The organism is Micromonospora sp. NPDC051925 (genome assembly GCF_044548625.1).
Classification (GTDB): Bacteria; Actinomycetota; Actinomycetes; order Mycobacteriales; family Micromonosporaceae; genus Micromonospora.
The window spans coordinates 94,286-110,766 of the sequence record NZ_JBIUCH010000016.1 but is presented as its reverse complement, the minus strand read 5'-3'; the positions used below and the strand labels follow the sequence as shown (position 1 = coordinate 110,766).

Genomic DNA, 16,481 nt, shown 5'->3' with positions numbered 1-16,481 from the left:
CCCTCCCTTCCCCCTGATTCCGCGGTGATCAAGAGGTTTGTGTCACCTCAGAGATCAACTTTGACGTAAAGCTCTTGATCACCGCGACTGGGCGGGCGGGGTGAGGGTGGGTGGGGCGGGGGCGTGGGGGGAGGGGATTGGTGGGGGGTGGGTAGAGTTCGTCGCCGTGCGTGTACTTCTTCTGGGTGGTGGCGGGCGGGAGCATGCGCTCGCCCTGGGGCTGGTCGATGATCCGGCTGTCGAGGCCCTGCTCGCGGCACCCGGCAACCCGGGAATCGCGGGGCTGGCGGAGCTGCGACAGGTCGACCCCGTCGATCCCGTCGCGGTGGCCGAGTTGGCCGTGGAGGTCGGTGCCGATCTGGTGGTGATCGGGCCGGAGGCGCCACTGGTCGCCGGGGTCGCCGACGCGGTGCGCGCCAAGGGTGTCCCCGCGTTCGGGCCGTCGGCCGAGGCCGCCCGGTTGGAGGGTTCCAAGACCTTCGCCAAGGAGATCATGACGGCTGCCGGGGTGCCGACCGCCCGCGCGTACACCTGCACGGACGCGGAGAGCGTCGGTCGGGCGCTGGACGAGTTCGGCACGCCGTACGTGGTGAAGAACGACGGGCTGGCCGCTGGTAAGGGAGTGGTGGTCACCGACGACCGGGCCGTCGCGCTGCGGCACGCGCAGGAGTGCGGCCGGGTGGTGGTCGAGGAGTACCTGTCCGGCCCCGAGGTCTCCCTCTTCGTGGTGACCGACGGCGACGCCGCCCTGCCGCTGCTGCCCGCGCAGGACTTCAAACGGGTCGGCGACGGCGACGCCGGCCCGAACACCGGCGGCATGGGGGCGTACGCGCCGCTGCCGTGGGCGCCGTCCGGCCTGGTCGAGGAGGTGATGGCCGACGTGGTCCACCCGACGCTGGCCGAGATGCGCCGCCGGGGCACCCCGTTCTCCGGTCTGCTCTACGTCGGGCTGGCGCTCACCGCCGCCGGCCCCCGGGTGATCGAGTTCAACGCCCGCTTCGGCGATCCGGAGACCCAGGTCGTCCTGGCGCTGCTGGAGACCCCGCTCGCCGGGCTGTTGCACGCCGCCGCGACGGGCACGCTGGCTGCGCACCCGCCGCTGCGGTGGCGTGACGGCGCGGCCGTCACCGTCGTGGTCGCGGCCGAGGGTTATCCGGCCGCGCCGCGCACCGGTGACGTGATCACCGGTGCCGACCACCCGGGGGTCATCCACGCCGGCACCGCCCGGCGGGCCGCCGACGGCGCGCTGCTCTCCGCCGGCGGCCGGGTCCTCTGCGGTACGGCCACCGGCCCGGACCTGACCGCCGCCCGGGACGCCGCCTACGCCCTGGTACGCGGCATCGAGCTGGCCGGTTCGCATCATCGCGGCGACATCGCCGCCACCGCGATCGCCGGCCGGATCACCGTCCCCGACTGACGGTCCACCGACGGGTCAGAGCAGCCCGAGCGTGGCGGTGATGACCCGTTGGGCGGTCAGGCCGAGTTCCTCGCCCTTGGCGTCGGTGCCGGTGATCGAGTACTCCACCCGGAACCGGCCGTCCCGGGTGGAGGCGACTGCGGCGAGGTAGCCGTACCGGGAGCCGGTCTTGATCCACAGGGTCTCGCCGTCGGGCAGCGGGTACGCGGTGAGCCCGGCGCCGTAGCGGGCCGGCCCGCCGTCGACGTCCGGGACGGTCGGCAGGGTGAACATCACGGTCAGCTGCGCCGCGGGCACCACCCGGCCGGCGAAGAGCGCCGTGTAGAAGGTGTCCAGGTCGGTCAGGCTGGAGATGACGTTGCCGGAGGCCGGGGTGAAGGTCTGGCTCCAGTTGGTCACGTCCACCAGCTCGGTCCGGCCGTCCCGGACGACGGTCTGGTAGCCGTGGGCGTGCGGGCCCCGGATGGTCGGGTCGTCGCTCGGGGCGTAGGTGTCGCGCAGGCCGAGCGGCCGGGCGATGCGTCGGTCCAGCTCCGTCGCGTACGAGTGGCCGGTGACCTTCTCGATGAGCAGGCCGGCGACGATGTAGCCCATGTTGGTGTAGTGCTGCTTCTCGCCGGGCTCGAACTCGCGGGGGTTCTCCAGCCCCAGCCGGACCAGTTGTTGCGGGGTCCACCGGTCGTACCGGTGGACGAGCTGCCACTCGATGTCGTGGGGAACGGTGGGGCTGGGCAGCCCGCTGGTGTGGTCGAGCAGCTGGCGGACGGTGACGGTCGGGTAGTCGGCGGGGAGCAGTCCGGGAAGGAGTCGCTGCACGGTTCCGTCCAGGTCGATCCGGCCCTCGGCCGCGAGTTGCAGCACCAGCGCGGCGGTGAAGACCTTGGTGACGCTGCCGACCCGGAACCGGGCGTGCGATGGTACGGGTGCCTGGCTGCGCAGGTCCCGGACGCCGGTGGCACCGGTCCAGCAGCCGTCGGGCGTGGTGATCCGGACCTGGGCGCTGGTGGCGTCGGCGTTGGGTAGTCCGGCGATCGCCTGCTGGATGGGGGTCGGGTCGAGGGTGCCGGGCCGGCAGTCCGTCCCGGCCCGGCGTCCGTCGAGGACGGGCGCGGCGACTTTACCGGGTGCGGCGGCGACTGCGGTGGGGGCCACGACGCTCAGCAGGGTGCCGAGCGTCGTGGCGACGACAAGGCTGCGGCGATTCATGATCTTCATAGCGTTGAGCCTGCCGGCCGGCGGGTTCGCAGGCATCCGGGAGAGGCCCTCGGCGTACCCGGGTCGTCGACTCCGGGGACTCCCCCGGTGGCCCCAGCTCAGCCGTAGTAGCGGCGGAGTTCCCGGGTGAGCACCTTGCCGGTGGCGTTGCGGGGCAGGTACTTCACGAAGACCACATCCCGGGGTACGGAGAACCGGGCCAGGTAGTGCCGGACGTACTCGCGGACCGCCTCGGGGTCGAGGGTCTCGCCGGGGCGCAGCGCGAGGAAGGCGGCGAGCTGCTGCCCGTACTTCGGGTCCGGCACGCCGAGCACGGCGGCCTCGCGGACCTGCGGCAGCCGGGCGAGCAGGTCCTCCACCTCGGACGGGAAGACGTTCTCCCCGCCGGAGACGATCATGTCGTCGGCCCGGCCGTCGACGAAGAGCAGCCCGTCGGCGGTGATCCGGCCGAGGTCGCCGGTGTCGAGCAGCCCGTCATGGGTCTCCCGGCGGGTGCCCGAGGTGTAGCCCTCGAAGAGCATCTCGTTGCCCACGAAGATCCGGCCGACCTGCCCGGTGGGCACCGGGCCGCCGTCGGCGTCGAGGATCTCCAGCCGGGTGCCGTGCGGGGGCCGACCGGCGGTGGTCGGTGCCCGGCGCAGCTCGGCGGGGCCGGCGATGGCGGCCCAGGAGACCTCCGTCGAGCCGTACAGGTTGTAGATGACGTCGCCGTAGGTGTCCATGAACCGGGTGGCCAGGCCGCCGGGCAGCGCCGAGCCGCTGACCGCGACCACCTTCAGCGCCGGCCGTGGCTCCGGTGGCGGCTCGTCGAGCAGGCGTTGCAGCATCACCGGTACGGCGAAGAGCGCCCGACACCGGTGCGCCACGAGCGCGGCCAGCGTGGCGGCCGGGTCGAACCGCCGGTGCAGCACGATGGTGGCGCGCAGCGCGAAGGCGACCTGGAGTGCCGCGTACCCCCAGGTGTGGAAGATCGGGGCGGCGATCAGCACGGTGTCCCGGGCATGCAGCGGGATGCGGTCGATGATGGACACCAGCGGGCCGAAGCCGTTCGGGACGGGCCGGCGGGCGCCCTTGGGCGCACCGGTGGTGCCGGAGGTCAGCACGATGGTCCGGCCGTCGTGGGCGGGTGGTTCGAGCCGGTCGCCGGGGAGCGCGGCGGCGATCAGGTCGGTGAGGCCGCGTTCGTCGATCCGGTGCACCTCGGCGGGGATGCCGAGGACCCGTTCGGCGAACTCGGTGTCGTGCACCAGCACCCTGAGGCGTTGCTCCTCGGCGACGGTGGCGAGCTGAGCGGCGGACAGGCCGGTGTTGACCAGGACCGCGTCGGCACCGAGCAGGGTGGCGGCGACGATGCCCTCGACGAGCCCGTGGTGGTTGCGGCAGAGCAGCCCGACCCGGTCGCCGGCCTGCACGCCGAGGCCGGTACGCATCGAGCGGGCCAACCGCTCGGCCCGGTCGAGCAGTTCCCGGTAGGTGAGTTCGTCGCCGTGTTCGTCGACGACGGCGACCCGGCCCGGGTCTCGGGCGGCGGCCTGCCGCAGCTCCCCGGCCATTCCCCAGCCCCACGTGCGCAGCGCGCCGAGCTGTGCGGCCACCCGGACGGGGTGTCCGGGAGCGAGCAGTCCCCGCTTGGTCAACGTGGCCACGATGAACGGCAGGTCCATCCGGCGATCCTCCTTCGGGGTGCGTCGCGGGGCCGACTCAGGCCCTCACCAGGGGTCCACCTTTCGAGCATGCGCTCTTTCCGGCGGGCGGCCCAGCCGCCGTGAAGCGGGACTGCCGTGGCCCGGCGGTTTCGCCGCTTGGGTGACGGGCAGCCGGGTGTTGCTCATCGGCAGCACCCGGCTACCGCAAGGGCCCGCCACCGCGCCGACGCCATCGTGACCCGAGGCGGAAGGTAGGTGCGGTCAGCGGATCTGGATGCCGGAGATGGCGCGGGAGATGACCAGCCGCTGGATCTCGGAGGTGCCCTCGAAGATGGTGTAGATCTTGGCGTCCCGGTACCAGCGTTCGACCGGGTGGTCGCGGAGGAAGCCCGCGCCGCCGAGCAGCTGCACCGCTTTGTCGGTCACCGAGACGGCCACCTCACCCGCCTTGAGCTTGGACATCGAGCCCTCGCCGGCGGTGAAGGGGCGGTTGTTGCGGCCCATCCAGGCCGCCCGCCAGACCAGCAGCCGGGCGGCGTCGATCTCCATCTTCATGTCGGCCAGGGCGAAGGCGACGGCCTGGTTCTCGATGATCGGCCGACCGAACTGGACCCGGTCCTTCGCGTAGTCGAGGGCGTACTCGTAGGCGGCTCGGGCCACCCCGAGGGCCTGCGCGCCGACGGTCGGCCGGGACAGCTCGAAGGTGCGCATCGCGGCCTGGCCGCTGGCCCGCTGCCCGGAACGGGCCCGCGCCAGGCGCTCGTCCAGCGCCTCCTTGCCGCCGAGCAGGCAGCGCCCCGGCACCCGTACGTCGTCGAGGAAGACGTCGGCGGTGTGCGAGGCGCGCAGCCCCAGCTTCTTGAGCTTGCGGGTCGCGTGCAGCCCAGCCGTCCCCGGCGGTACGACGAACGCGGCCTGCCCGCGCGAGCGCAGCTCGGGCTCGACCGAGGCGGTGACCACGTGCACCCCGGCGATCCCGCCGTTCGTGGCGTACGCCTTCTGCCCGCGTAACACCCACTCGTCGGTGGCCTCGTCGTAGCTGGCCCTGGTCCGCATCGCCGCGACGTCGGAGCCGGCCTCCGGCTCGGTGGTGCAGAACGCGGCGACGGCGGGTTCGTCGACCGTGCCGAAGCACTGCGGCACCCATTCGATCAGCTGGTCCGGGGTGCCGGTGCCGTAGATCGCGGCGATGGCGAGCGAGGTGCCGAAGATGCTCAGGCCGATGCCGGCGTCGCCCCAGAAGAGCTCTTCGCTGGCGATCGGCAGGGAGAGGCCGGTGGGATCGGCCCAGCAGGTGGCGAGGAACTCGAAGCCGTACAGGCCGACCTTCGCCGCCTCCTGGATGATCGGCCAGGGGGTCTCCTCCCGGGCGTCCCATTCGGCCGCGGCCGGGCGCACGACCTCGGCGGCGAAGCCGTGCACCCAGTCGCGCAGATCCCGCTGTTCCTCGTTCAGGTCGAGCGAGAACTCGGCCATCGTCAGGCCTTGGGGATGTCGAACAGGTTGGCGATGTTGGCGGCCAGGCCCAGGTCGCCCTTGGCCTTCAGCTTGCCGGTCATGAACATCATCACCGGGTTCGCGCCACCGGAAATGATCTTCACGAACTCCAGCGGACCCATGGTGAGGCTGAGCTTCGGGTCGTGCTGCGGCGGCTCGTTGACGGTGCAGGCACCGTCGGCGATGGCCACCTCGTAGGTGTCGGTGCCGCCGTCGGGGCGACCGGTGATGTTCCAGTGGATCACGGCGTTGGTGGCGCCGGCGCGGTCGGCCCGGAACAGTTGGGGCATCCGGCTGAAGACCTCGCTGAGCACCTTGCCGCGCAGGTCGCCGGACATCACCTCGACGATCTTGTCGTCCGGGGTGGACTTGACCAGCTGGGCGAACTCCTTGGGGCCGTAGTTGGCAAAGTTGGCCGGGTCGAAGTCAGTCATGGGAAATGCACCTCTCGGGGTGGACCGATTTGGTTACTCTGGCGTAACCTTACGCACGAGTAGGTATGCTCGCAAGAGTGTCCAGCACCCCCAGCTTCAAGCGCCTTCCCCGGGCTGTCCGCGAACAGCAGATGCTCGACGCGGCCGTGAAGGTCTTCTCCCGACGCGGCTTCCACGCCGCCAGCATGGACGAGATCGCCGAGGACGCGGGCATCTCCAAGCCGATGGTCTACGCGTACCTCGGCACCAAGGAGGAGCTCTTCATCGCCTGCCTGCACCGGGAGACCGCCCGGATGGTGCAGGCCATCGCCGGGGCCGCCGCCCCCGACCTCCCGGCCGACCAGCGGCTCTGGCGCGGGCTGCGGGCCTTCTTCGGCTTCGTCGGGGCGCACCGCGACGGCTGGGCGGTGCTCTACCGACAGGCCCGGGGCTCCCAACCGTTCGCCGCCGAACTGGCCGCGATGCGCGCCCGGTTGGTCGACGTGGTCGCCGGGATGTTCGACCACGCGCTGCGCGCCCAGGGCCGGGAGGTCGCCGAGACCGAGCTGGAGGTCGTCGCGTACGCCCTGGTCGGCGCGAGTGAGTCGCTGGCGGACTGGCTGGCCGACCACCCGGACGCCGAGCCGGAGAAGACCGCCACCCGGATGATGAACGTCGCCTGGCTCGGCGCTGCCCAGCTCCTCGACGGCGTCACCTGGCACCCCCCGGCGGACTGACCGCTACCGGTGGCCACCCGGCAGTGGGCCGGCCGGGCCGGCTGCGTCGCCACGTTCGCCGGCCGCTCGGGCCGGCACTGGTCAGGCGGTACCGGTCGGGCCGGCAGTGGTCAGGCGGTACCGGTCGGGCCGGCAGTGGTCAGGCGGCACTGGTCGGGACGGCGGGCAGCACGCCGCCGGACTGTCGGAGCCGACTGCGAGGATCACCGCGTGCTGAACGGTATCGACGAGATCGACTGGTCCCGGTTGTCCCACGCGTACGGTCCGGCGGACGACGTGCCCGCGCAGCTCCGGGCGCTCGCCTCGGCCGACCCGGCCGTCCGGGGCCGGGCCCTGCACGACCTCTACGGCAACATCTTCCACCAGGGCACCCGCTACGAGGCCACCGCCTACGCGGTGCCTTTCCTGTTGGAGCTGCTGGCCGATCCGGTCACTCCGGAGCCGTCCGAAGTGCTCGCCCTGCTCGTCGCGTTGGCCGTCGGTTACGACGAGAGCTGGCTCCCCGACAACCTGCCCGTGGCCGAGCTGCGCCGCGTGGCGGCCGGCGGTGCGGCCCTGCTCGCCGCCGCCCCCCACCCCGGCGACCCGGAGTTCGACGACAACGAGGGCGACTACGTCTATGTCGGCTCGCTCTCCACGGCCGACCAGGAGCGGCTGTACGCCCACATCGAGCTGACCGCATACGACGCGGTGCGCGCGGGCGTACCGCTGTTCCGGGAGCTGTCGACCCGGCCCGACCCGGCGCTGCGGGTGGATGCCGCCCACGCGCTGGCCTGGTTCCCGGAGGACGCGGCGGGCAGCGTGCCGGCGCTGACCGCCCTCATCGACGCCGCCCCCGACGCAGCGCAGACAGCGCAGGAGCAGGCGGTGGTGGCCGGCACCGCCGCAGTCGCGCTCGGGCTGCTCGGCGTCGCTCCCGACCCGGCCCTGCTCACCGACGCCCGACCGGTGGTCCGCTGGGGCGCGGCGGTCGGGCGGGCCCGGGTGCTCGGCCCGGCCGCCGACCGGGCGACGGTCGACGAGCTGATGACCTGGGCCGCCGGTCGGGGGGAAAGGGTCGAGGGGGTGCCGTTCCTCGACGGTGACCTGGCCGGTCACGCCGGCCTGGCGCTGCGGCAGCTCGGCACCGACCACGCCGGGGCGGGCTTCGAGGTGCTGCTGGGCCGGATTCCGTCGGTCTCCGGCACCGAGGCGCTGCCCGTGGTGGCGCAGGCGCTCACCATGGCGTTTCCCGACGGCCCGCTCCCCGCCGCTACGCCCGCGACCGACCTCACCGACCGGCAACGTCGGCTGGCCGAGACGCTGGCCGGGTCGCCCGACAGTTGGCTGATCGGGACGCGCAACTTCGGCAACTTCTCCCAGTTGGTCGCCAGCCGTGGACTGCCCGGTGACCCGGCGACGCTCCGCGCCTACCTGGACGACGGCTCCGCTCCGCCCCGCTGACCCCACCGGCCCGCCGCTCATGCCGGCACGGCGTTACGGGTCGCCGGCCGGGGGCCCGGGACCGGGTCGGCGGCCAGCCAGCCGTACGCCGTCTTGTCGGCGGCGGTGGGGCCGTGCGAGGTGAGCACCACCGGGGCGGCCAGCGCCTCGGCCACCGCCGCCGGCCAGTCGGTCGGCAAGTCGTCGTAGACCGGGCGGGCCCGCAGCAGGCGGGCGGTGAGCGCCGCCTGCCGGTCCAGGTCGCCGGGTGGGCCGGGGCGCAGCCGGTCGACGCCGTCGTAGCGGCGGCAGAACCGCAGCAGCCGGCCGGTCGGGTCGGGGCCGGTCAGGTCGAGGTGGGTGAGGGCGAGCCCGTCCACCCCGCCGGCCACGTCCAGGGCGTACCGGTGGGCGACGGCGTCGAAGTGACCGAACCGGAACCGGCCCTGCCACGGGTTCGTCGGGTTGCGCGGGTCGGTCAGTGGCAGCGCCGGATCCTCGGTGACCAGCGGACCCGGCCCGTGCCGGGTGGTCACCGTCCGCAACACCCCCAGCCGGTACGCCGCCCCGGCCGACCCCGCCTCGGCGAGCAGCGTCTCGGCGTTGGCGAAGGTGGTGGTGCTCCACGTGGTGTACGGATGGAAGCCGTGCCACTCGTCCAGCAGCACCCCCTGCGCCCCCTCGAAGACGCAGGTCCCGGCCCGCAGCGCCCCGGCCAGGTAGGACCGGTCGACGATCGCCACCCGGGCGGCGAAGCCGGTGAACGCCGGCAGGCAGTCCGCCACCGGCGGGGCGTCCAGCGGGCCCAGCTCGGCGGTGAGCCGGTCCCGTAGCGCGGTGAGCCGGCGACGCAGCAGCTCCGGATCGCGGCAGTCGGCCACCCGGGGCGCCTCGTCGGGGTGGGCGAGCCCGTACCGGACGGCCTCACCCACCCCCAGCCCGCAGGAGCCGTGCCGGTCGGCACCCCGGGCGATCTCCCGGGCCCGGTTGGCGGCCCGGTGGTACGGCGTGGCCAGCAGCGCCTCCCCGTCGACGGTGAGCCGGTCCAGGGCGTCGGGCACCCCGACCGAGGCGAGGTGGTCGGCCTCGGCCGCCAGCGCCAGCGGGTCCACCACCTGCTGCCGGGCCAGGTGGGTACGCACTCCCGGGTGGAACGTCCCAGCCCCGAACTGCGCGAAGGTGTGCTGCCGGCCGTCGGGCAGCACGACGTTGTGGGCGGCCTGCGCACCCCCGTTGAACCGCACCACCGTGTGCACGGGACGGGTCGCGCAGAGCCAGTCCACGACGGTGCCCTTGCCGGCGTCGCCGTAACCGAGGTCCACCACGATCACGTGCCGGCCGGGCCCGGGTCGGTCCGGGCCCGGCGGGACCGACCCGGGCCGTCGGGTGGCGGGGCCGGGGGCGTCGTTCACAGCCGGGTCACCCCGCCGGCCGGGCGCGGCGCGGTCGGGGCCGGCAGCGCGGACACCTCGGTGCGCCGGCCGCCGCCCAGCCGGGCCAGCGCCTTCGACACCGTGCCGGTGGCCGTGGAGCCGGCCCGGTCCAGGTCCCGCAGCCCCTCGTCCAGGTCGATGGCCTGTTCGCCGAGTCCGACGGTGAGCGCGATGGTCTCGCAGACCGCGTCCAGGTCGTCCAGGACGACGGCGCGCTGCCCGAGCAGGTCGCGCCAGAAGTCGAGCACCTTGGCCTTGCCGGCGTAGTGGCTGCCGGCGGGGAGCAGGTAGTAGGTGTCCCAGCGGCGGGTCACCTCGTCGACGATCTGCCGCAACGGCACGTCCGCGCCGAGGTCGTCGCCGATCAGCCGGCTCACCTCCCGCCGGTTCACCCGGGGGTACGCCAGCTCGTCGCCGATGATGAACAGGTAACCGCGCCGGCCTCGCTTCTCCCAACTGTCGGTGACCGTGTGCCGGGCCATGAAGTACATCGCCAGCTCGTACGACTCGGTCATCTGACCGCCCCCGCCGCGCTCCAGCACGATCCGGCCGAGGTCGTCGTCCATCCGGTTGTCCGACTCGAACTGCCCCACCTGCAACGGCACCCGGTCACAGGTGGCGTCACCGATCGCACCGAACAGGATCTGCGGGTCGCGGGCGTAGCCCTGGCGCAGCAGCAGCCCGAGCAGCTGCGGCAGCTTGGCCTGGAGGGTGCGCGGCACGTGCCCCATCGAGCCGGTCACGTCGAACAGCACCGCGATGGGTGTCGACTGCGGGTGCTCGGCGTTGTCGCGGCTCTCGCGTACGGCACCGCGCGGGTCGAGTGCGGGGTGCACGGTGCGCGCCCCGCTGTCGCTGTAGGAGAACGCGCTGGTGCCGGTGGTCCGGCGGTAGCGGTCGGCGGCGTCGTACACGTCGGTGGACCAGATTCCGCTGCCCATGGCAGCCTCCCTAGGGGTTGAGGGTGAAGGGTCGGAAGGTGCGTGGCCCGTAGAGCCGGTCCAGCACCTCGTCGAGTTCGCCGAGCAGTCGCCAGGCGTCGTCGGGTCGGGCGGCCAGCGCCGGGCGGCGGCAGCCGTCGGCGAAGGCGCGCAGTTCGTGCGGGGCCCGGTCGCCCATCAGCCAGCTCATGCACCGGGCGGCCATCGCCAGGTCGGTGCCGGGGCCGGCGGGCCGGCGCGCGGCCACCTCCGCCGGGTACCAGTCCTCGTGACCGGGGACCAGTGCCGGGACGGTCCCGCCGTCGACGGCGGAGAAGCACCAGTCGACGAGCACCACGCCGTGCGCGTCCGGCTCGATCAGCACGTGTCGGGGGAGCACCGCGCCGTGCACCACGCCGGCCCGGTGGGCCAGGCCGAGGGCGACCAGCAGCCGCCGCCAGATCCAGGCCGCGTCCCGGGCGTCCAACCCGTCCGGGTACGCCCGGCGCACCGCGTCGAGGTCGTGCAGTCCGGGTACGGCGGCCAGCACGTTGACCCGCCGCTCCGCGCCGCTGGCCGCCTCCCGATGGCGGAAGGTGTCGACCAGCCGGGGCACGTACGGCAGGTGGCGTGGGTCGCCCCGCACCTCGATGGCCCGTAGGGCGTCTGCCTCGCGGACCATCAGGTCGTTGTCGGCCGGATCGCGGGGCAGCTTGAGCAGCCGGTCCGCCCCGACGTCGTAGAGGTCGGCGAGGTCGCCGGTGTGGGCGAGCGCCCCGAGCCGGTACCCACCGAGCACGACCGGCTGCCCGCCGAAGGCCGCCGATCCGGTGGGCGGCGGGGTCCGGGCGGCGTGCCAGCGGGTGGTGACCTGGACGAAGGCGTCGGTGGCTTCGGCGCGTACCCGATCGTCGAGCGCGCCAAGCCGGTCGGGGTGCAGGGCCGCGACCAGCTCGCGGTAGCGGTGCGCCGGGGTGTCGACGCCGAACAGCTCGGCGTCGGTGCGGGCCACCGCGACCAGGCGGATCGCCTCGTCGATCCTCACCGGACGGTCTCCTCCCGGGCGGGGCGCAGCAGCGCCGGGTGCAGCAGGCGGGCGTCGCCGGCCCGGTAGAGCCGGGCCCGGGGGCCGCCCCGGGCACCGCCGCGCTTGGTGCTGGTGCCGGTGCTCTCCACGAACCCGGGGACGGAGAGCACCTTGCGGTGGAAGTTGCCGGCGTGCAGCGGGTGCCCCCAGACCGTCTCGTAGACGCCGCGCAGCTCGCCGATGGTGAACTCGGGGCCGAGGAAGCGGGTGGCCAGCGGGGTGTACTCCAGCTTGGACCGGGCCCGCTCCAGCCCGTCGTCGACGATCCGGGCGTGGTCGAAGGCGAGCTGGCGGCTGGGCAACGCGGTGACCGGCAGCCAGGCGGCCTCGTCGGCGTCGGAGTCGGCGACCGGGTCGGGCAGGTCGGGGGCGAAGGCGAGGTGGGCGACCGAGACGATCCGCATCCGCGGGTCGCGGTCCGGGCTGCCGTAGCTGGCGAGCTGTTCCAGGTGGACCCGGCGCAACCGGTCGCCGCCGAGCCCGGTCTCCTCGGCGAGTTCGCGGCGGGCCCCGGCGGTCAGGTCCTCGTCGGGCTGGACGAAGCCGCCGGGTAGCGCCCAGTGCCCCTGGTACGGCGGTTGGCCGCGCCGGATCAGCAGCAGGTGCAGCGCGTCCTCGCGGATGGTCAGCGCGACCACGTCGACGGTGACCGCGGTCGAGGGGTAGGCGGTGGGGTCGTACGCGGCGAGGAAGTCCTGCTCGTTCACGGCGTCTCTCTCAGTCAGAGAATTACTCGATCTGAGAACAACTTAGCTCATGCTGCGGCCATGGGCAACCGACGCCGCGTGTGGTGGTGGGCGCACGCAGCAGTGGCCGCCCGCCCGCCGCGGGTAGCGGCGGGGGACCACTGTGGCGGTCAGCGGACGGTGCCCACCAGGTGCGGACGGCCGGTCCGCGCGTCGTGCAGGGCGAAGTCCCAACCCGGGACGGCACTGAACGCCACCGTCGACGGCAGCGGCACCGGCAGCTTGAACCCCACCTCCACGGTGTACGCCTCGGGCAGCCGGCTCTCCAGCGCAGCCAGACAGCGGGCCTTGCTCCACATGCCGTGCGCGATCGGTCGGGGGAAACCGAACAGCCGCGCCCCCAGCCGGGAGGTGTGGATCGGGTTGTGGTCACCGGAGACCCGGGCGTATTCCGTACCCACTCGGGGGGTGACCCGCCAGTGCGCGGTGGCGGCCGGCGGTGCGGGCCGCTCACCCGGGGCGCGCCCGGCACCACCGCCGGCCCCCCGCTCCCGGCCCAGGTACGTCGAGACCCCGCGCCACACCTCCTCGCCGCCGACCGAGCCGACCAGGACGACGTCGACCTGCCGCCCGCGCGCATGCGGTCGCAGCTGCTCCGCGTGGACGACGAAGTCCCACGGTTCGCCGGCCGGGACCGGCCGGTGCACGGTGATCCGGTTGCCCACGTGCACCACCCCGGCCAACGGGAACGGGAACTCCGGCAGGGTCATCAACCGCAACGCCAGCGGAAACCCCAGCACGTGCGGGTACGTCGCCGGCAGCGTGTCGGTGAGCCGGAAACCGCAGACCCGGTCGTACTCGGCGAGGTGGCCCCGGTCGACGGCGAGCCCGGTGACGGCCAGCTCGACCGGCGGCGCGGCGTCCGGCCGGCGGGACCGGCCGAGGCCGGGCACCGTGTCGCGCAGCGCCCGCCGGTAGAGCGCGCCCGGCCTCGGCAGCCGGGGCAACTCCACCCGGTCCCGCCCGGTCCGCGCCGCCAGATCCCCGGGCGCGTGGTCCGTCAGGTCCCCGGTGACTGCCGCCGGTGAGATGACCTCGGTCGGTCCCTCGATCAGGTCGTTGACCGACAGCTCTCCGCCGTCGGTCTCCTCGGATCGGTCCCTGCGCCGTGCCATCACGCCCCCAACAGACTCTGGCCGCAGACCCGGACCACGTTGCCGCTGACCGCGCCCGAGGCCGGCCAGGCCAGCCAGCCGATCGTCTCGGCGACGTCCACCGGCAGGCCGCCCTGCGCCATGCTGTTCATCCGGCGACCCGCCTCGCGGATCACCAACGGAACCCGGGCGGTCAGCCGGGTCTCGATGAAGCCGGGGGCCACCGCGTTGACGCTGATTCCCCGCCCGGCCAGCGCCGGGGCGAGCGAGTCGACCAGGCCGATCACCCCGGCCTTGCTGGTCGCGTAGTTGGTCTGGCCCCGGTTGCCGGCGATCCCGGCGATCGACGAGACGGCGACCAGCCGACCCCCCTCGGGGATCAGTCCCCGTTCCAGCAGCACCTCGTTGATCCGTTCCTGGCTGGAGAGGTTGACGTCGATCACCGAGTCCCACCGGTCGGCGTCCATCCGACCCAGCGTCCGGTCCCGGGTGATGCCGGCATTGTGCACCACCACGTCGACCCGGCTGTGCCGGTCGGCCAGGTGGTCGGCGAGCCGGGCGGGGGCGTCCGCGCCGGTGAGATCGAGCTGCACGGCGGTGCCGCCGATCTCGTTGGCGACCGCCGCGAGGGCGTCCCCGGCCGCCGGGACGTCCAGCGCGACGACCCGGGCGCCGTCGCGGGCCAGTACCCGGGCCACCGCCGCGCCGATGCCCCGGGCCGCGCCGGTGACCAGCACGATCTGCCCGGCCAGCGGCAGGTTCCAGTCCGCCGGGGCGGTCGCCCGCCCGGTGCCGACCCGGATCACCTGCCCCGAGACGTACGCGGAGCGGCCGGAGAGCAGGAACCGCAGGGTCGCCGCCAGGCTGGTCGAGGTACCGGCGTCCCCGCCGGTGGTGACGTGGACCAGTTGGGCGGTGACGCCCCGGCCGAACTCCTTGCCGATGCTGCGGGTCAGCCCCTCCAGGGCCCGCTGGGCGGTGGCCTCGCGGGGCGAGCCGCACTCGGCGGGCGGGGTGCCCAACACGATCACCCGACCGCTGGGCAGCACCGACCTGGCCTGCGGGTGGAAGAAGTCGTAGAGCTGACGCAGGCCGGTGGAGTCGGTGATGCCGGTGGCGTCGTACACCAGGGCACCGTTCTTCGGCAGTTGGCCCGTGGTGGGGTCCGGGTCGCCGCTCGCCGGGACGTCCCGCAACTCGACCCCGGCGTCGAGCAGCATCCGGCCCACCTGCACCGCCAGTCTCGGCCCGCCGGCCGCGCTGAGCAGGACCGGGCCGGGCAGCAGCGGGTCGCCGGGGGTGTGCCGGCGCAGTCGCGGCGGGTCGGGCAGCCCGAGGCGCTTGACCAGCGCGCGACCGGCCCCCGATTGGACGAAGCTCGCGTACCTGTCGGTCATAGGCGTAGCCTACTGGCCAGTAGGTTGTGGGCAAGTCCTGAAACGGAGGCGGGATCGTGCAGAGCATCCGGCGGGTCGCGGTCATCGGCGGCAACCGCATCCCCTTCGCCCGGTCCAACTCCCGGTACGCCAGCGCCTCCAACACCGACCTGCTCGGCGCGGCGCTGGACGGGCTGATCGCCCGGTTCGGGCTGGCCGGGCAGCGGGTCGGCGAGGTGGTCGCCGGCGCGGTGCTCAAGCACTCGAAGGACTTCAACCTCACCCGTGAGGTGGTGCTCGGCTCCAAGCTCGACCCGCACACCCCCGCGTACGACATCCAGCAGGCCTGCGGCACCGGCCTGGAGGCGGCCATCCTGGTCGCCAACAAGATCGCCCTCGGGCAGCTCGACGTGGGCATCGCCGGTGGCGTCGACACCACCTCCGACGCGCCGCTGGCGATCAACGAGGAGATGCGCCGCACCCTGCTGAGGCTGAACAGCGCCCGCACCCTCGGTGAGCGGTTGAAGATCGCCGCGAAGCTCCGCCCGCACCAGCCGTTCACACCGGAGTTGCCGCGCAACGCCGAGCCCCGGACCGGGCTGTCGATGGGCGAGCACGCCGCGCGGACCGCGCTGCGCTGGCAGATCGACCGGCGGTCCCAGGACGAGCTGGCGCTCCGCTCGCACCAGCGCCTCGCCGCCGCGTACGACCGGGGTTTCTTCGACGACCTGATGACGCCGTACCTAGGGCTGACCCGGGACCAGAACCTCCGCGCCGACACCAGCCTGGACAAGCTCGGCGCGCTCCGGCCGGTCTTCGGCACCCGGGGTCCGGACGCCGACCAGGCCACCATGACCGCCGGCAACTCGTCCCCGCTGACCGACGGCGCGTCCACCGTGCTGCTCGCCTCCGAGCAGTGGGCGCGCGAACACCAGCTTCCCGTGCTGGCCTGGTTCTCCTGGTCGGAGACGGCGGCGGTGGACTTCGTGCACGGCGACGAGGGGCTGCTGATGGCCCCCGCGTACGCGGTGCCCCGGATGCTGGGTCGGGCCGGACTGACCCTCCAGGACTTCGACTTCTACGAGATCCACGAGGCGTTCGCCTCGCAGGTGCTGGCCACCCTGGCTGCCTGGGAGTCGCCGGAGTTCGGCAAGGAGCGGTTGGGGCTGGACGCCCCGCTCGGTGCGATCGACCGGGACCGGCTCAACGTCAACGGCTCGTCGCTCGCCGCCGGGCACCCGTTCGCCGCTACCGGCGGCCGGATCGTGGCGACGCTGGCCAAGCTGCTCGCCGAGAAGGGCAGCGGCCGAGGGCTGATCTCGATCTGCGCGGCCGGCGGGCAGGGCGTGACCGCCATCCTGGAGCGCTGACACCGCACCGGTCCCGGCGAAACTGATCTACGTGCCTCGGCGAGGCGCGGGCACCGGCCTGCGCGCCACCCGGTGGGCCACGGCACCGGCCTGCGTCACTCGCGGAGG

At 73.7% G+C, this 16,481-nt stretch carries 14 protein-coding genes; 4 read left to right on the top strand and 10 right to left on the bottom strand.

Going from position 1 to position 16,481, the window contains the following annotated elements:
• Positions 1-166: 166 nt before the first annotated feature.
• Positions 167-1,417, top strand: coding sequence for a phosphoribosylamine--glycine ligase (purD, locus tag ACIG87_RS22085; RefSeq protein WP_396852798.1), 1,251 nt, complete (start codon positions 167-169; stop codon positions 1,415-1,417).
• A 15-nt stretch (positions 1,418-1,432) separates the two neighbouring features.
• Here the strand turns inward: purD and ACIG87_RS22080 are convergent, their stop codons facing one another.
• The 4 genes from ACIG87_RS22080 to ACIG87_RS22065 all read right to left on the bottom strand — a co-directional run bounded on the left by ACIG87_RS22080 (position 1,433) and on the right by ACIG87_RS22065 (position 6,209).
• Positions 1,433-2,632, bottom strand: a complete 1,200-nt coding sequence (locus ACIG87_RS22080) for a serine hydrolase domain-containing protein (protein WP_396852797.1) — start codon at positions 2,630-2,632, stop codon at positions 1,433-1,435.
• A gap of 98 nt (positions 2,633-2,730) precedes the next feature.
• Entirely contained in the window at positions 2,731-4,296 is a 1,566-nt protein-coding gene (locus ACIG87_RS22075) for an AMP-binding protein (RefSeq protein WP_396852795.1), read from the bottom strand.
• A 243-nt stretch (positions 4,297-4,539) separates the two neighbouring features.
• Entirely contained in the window at positions 4,540-5,754 is a 1,215-nt protein-coding gene (locus ACIG87_RS22070; protein ID WP_396852793.1) for an acyl-CoA dehydrogenase family protein, read from the bottom strand.
• A gap of 2 nt (positions 5,755-5,756) precedes the next feature.
• Positions 5,757-6,209 carry an SCP2 sterol-binding domain-containing protein gene (locus ACIG87_RS22065; RefSeq protein WP_396852792.1) on the bottom strand — a complete coding sequence of 151 codons (453 nt, stop codon included), beginning with the start codon at positions 6,207-6,209 and terminating at the stop codon, positions 5,757-5,759.
• A gap of 77 nt (positions 6,210-6,286) precedes the next feature.
• Between ACIG87_RS22065 and ACIG87_RS22060 the strand changes: the two genes are divergently transcribed.
• Both ACIG87_RS22060 and ACIG87_RS22055 read left to right on the top strand, forming a co-directional pair.
• Positions 6,287-6,925 (top strand): TetR/AcrR family transcriptional regulator, encoded by a 639-nt coding sequence (locus ACIG87_RS22060; protein ID WP_396852790.1) that lies wholly within the window; start codon positions 6,287-6,289, stop codon positions 6,923-6,925.
• A gap of 210 nt (positions 6,926-7,135) precedes the next feature.
• A complete protein-coding gene (locus ACIG87_RS22055; RefSeq protein ID WP_396852788.1) occupies positions 7,136-8,368 on the top strand; it encodes a hypothetical protein in 1,233 nt (410 codons plus the stop codon).
• A gap of 17 nt (positions 8,369-8,385) precedes the next feature.
• Here ACIG87_RS22055 and ACIG87_RS22050 read toward each other — a convergent pair whose 3' ends face one another.
• From ACIG87_RS22050 to ACIG87_RS22025, 6 genes are all read right to left on the bottom strand, one after another.
• Positions 8,386-9,675, bottom strand: a complete 1,290-nt coding sequence (locus ACIG87_RS22050) for an adenylosuccinate synthetase (RefSeq protein WP_396852918.1) — start codon at positions 9,673-9,675, stop codon at positions 8,386-8,388.
• 80 nt (positions 9,676-9,755) lie between these two features.
• Positions 9,756-10,721: a hypothetical protein gene (locus tag ACIG87_RS22045; protein ID WP_396852787.1), complete on the bottom strand. Its 966-nt coding sequence runs from the start codon at positions 10,719-10,721 to the stop codon at positions 9,756-9,758.
• A 10-nt stretch (positions 10,722-10,731) separates the two neighbouring features.
• On the bottom strand, positions 10,732-11,745 hold the full coding sequence (locus ACIG87_RS22040) for a serine/threonine protein kinase (protein ID WP_396852786.1): 1,014 nt from the start codon (positions 11,743-11,745) through the stop codon (positions 10,732-10,734).
• The gene (locus tag ACIG87_RS22035; protein ID WP_396852784.1) at positions 11,742-12,494 is read right to left on the bottom strand and encodes an NUDIX hydrolase; all 753 of its coding nucleotides are present in this window, start codon (positions 12,492-12,494) and stop codon (positions 11,742-11,744) included. Before ACIG87_RS22035 ends, ACIG87_RS22040 begins: the two co-directional genes overlap by 4 nt.
• Positions 12,495-12,643: 149 nt before the next feature.
• On the bottom strand, positions 12,644-13,648 hold the full coding sequence (locus tag ACIG87_RS22030; RefSeq protein WP_396852782.1) for a MaoC/PaaZ C-terminal domain-containing protein: 1,005 nt from the start codon (positions 13,646-13,648) through the stop codon (positions 12,644-12,646).
• A complete protein-coding gene (locus tag ACIG87_RS22025; RefSeq protein ID WP_396852780.1) occupies positions 13,648-15,024 on the bottom strand; it encodes a 3-oxoacyl-ACP reductase in 1,377 nt (458 codons plus the stop codon). The genes ACIG87_RS22030 and ACIG87_RS22025 overlap by 1 nt, the downstream gene beginning before the upstream one ends.
• Before the next feature lie 56 nt (positions 15,025-15,080).
• On the opposite strand from ACIG87_RS22025, the gene ACIG87_RS22020 reads away from it, so the two are divergent.
• A complete protein-coding gene (locus ACIG87_RS22020; protein ID WP_396852778.1) occupies positions 15,081-16,373 on the top strand; it encodes an acetyl-CoA C-acetyltransferase in 1,293 nt (430 codons plus the stop codon).
• The last annotated feature ends 108 nt before the right edge of the window (positions 16,374-16,481 follow it).

What these genes read in the sequence shown, in the direction of transcription:
- ACIG87_RS22025 (WP_396852780.1), bottom strand. Translation starts at nt 15,024, where the DNA reads ATGACCGACAGGTACGCGAGCTTCGTCCAATCGGGGGCCGGTCGCGCG.
- ACIG87_RS22030 (WP_396852782.1), bottom strand. Translation starts at nt 13,648, where the DNA reads ATGGCACGGCGCAGGGACCGATCCGAGGAGACCGACGGCGGAGAGCTG.
- ACIG87_RS22080 (WP_396852797.1), bottom strand. Translation starts at nt 2,632, where the DNA reads ATGAAGATCATGAATCGCCGCAGCCTTGTCGTCGCCACGACGCTCGGC.
- ACIG87_RS22065 (WP_396852792.1), bottom strand. Translation starts at nt 6,209, where the DNA reads ATGACTGACTTCGACCCGGCCAACTTTGCCAACTACGGCCCCAAGGAG.
- ACIG87_RS22070 (WP_396852793.1), bottom strand. Translation starts at nt 5,754, where the DNA reads ATGGCCGAGTTCTCGCTCGACCTGAACGAGGAACAGCGGGATCTGCGC.
- ACIG87_RS22075 (WP_396852795.1), bottom strand. Translation starts at nt 4,296, where the DNA reads ATGGACCTGCCGTTCATCGTGGCCACGTTGACCAAGCGGGGACTGCTC.
- ACIG87_RS22045 (WP_396852787.1), bottom strand. Translation starts at nt 10,721, where the DNA reads ATGGGCAGCGGAATCTGGTCCACCGACGTGTACGACGCCGCCGACCGC.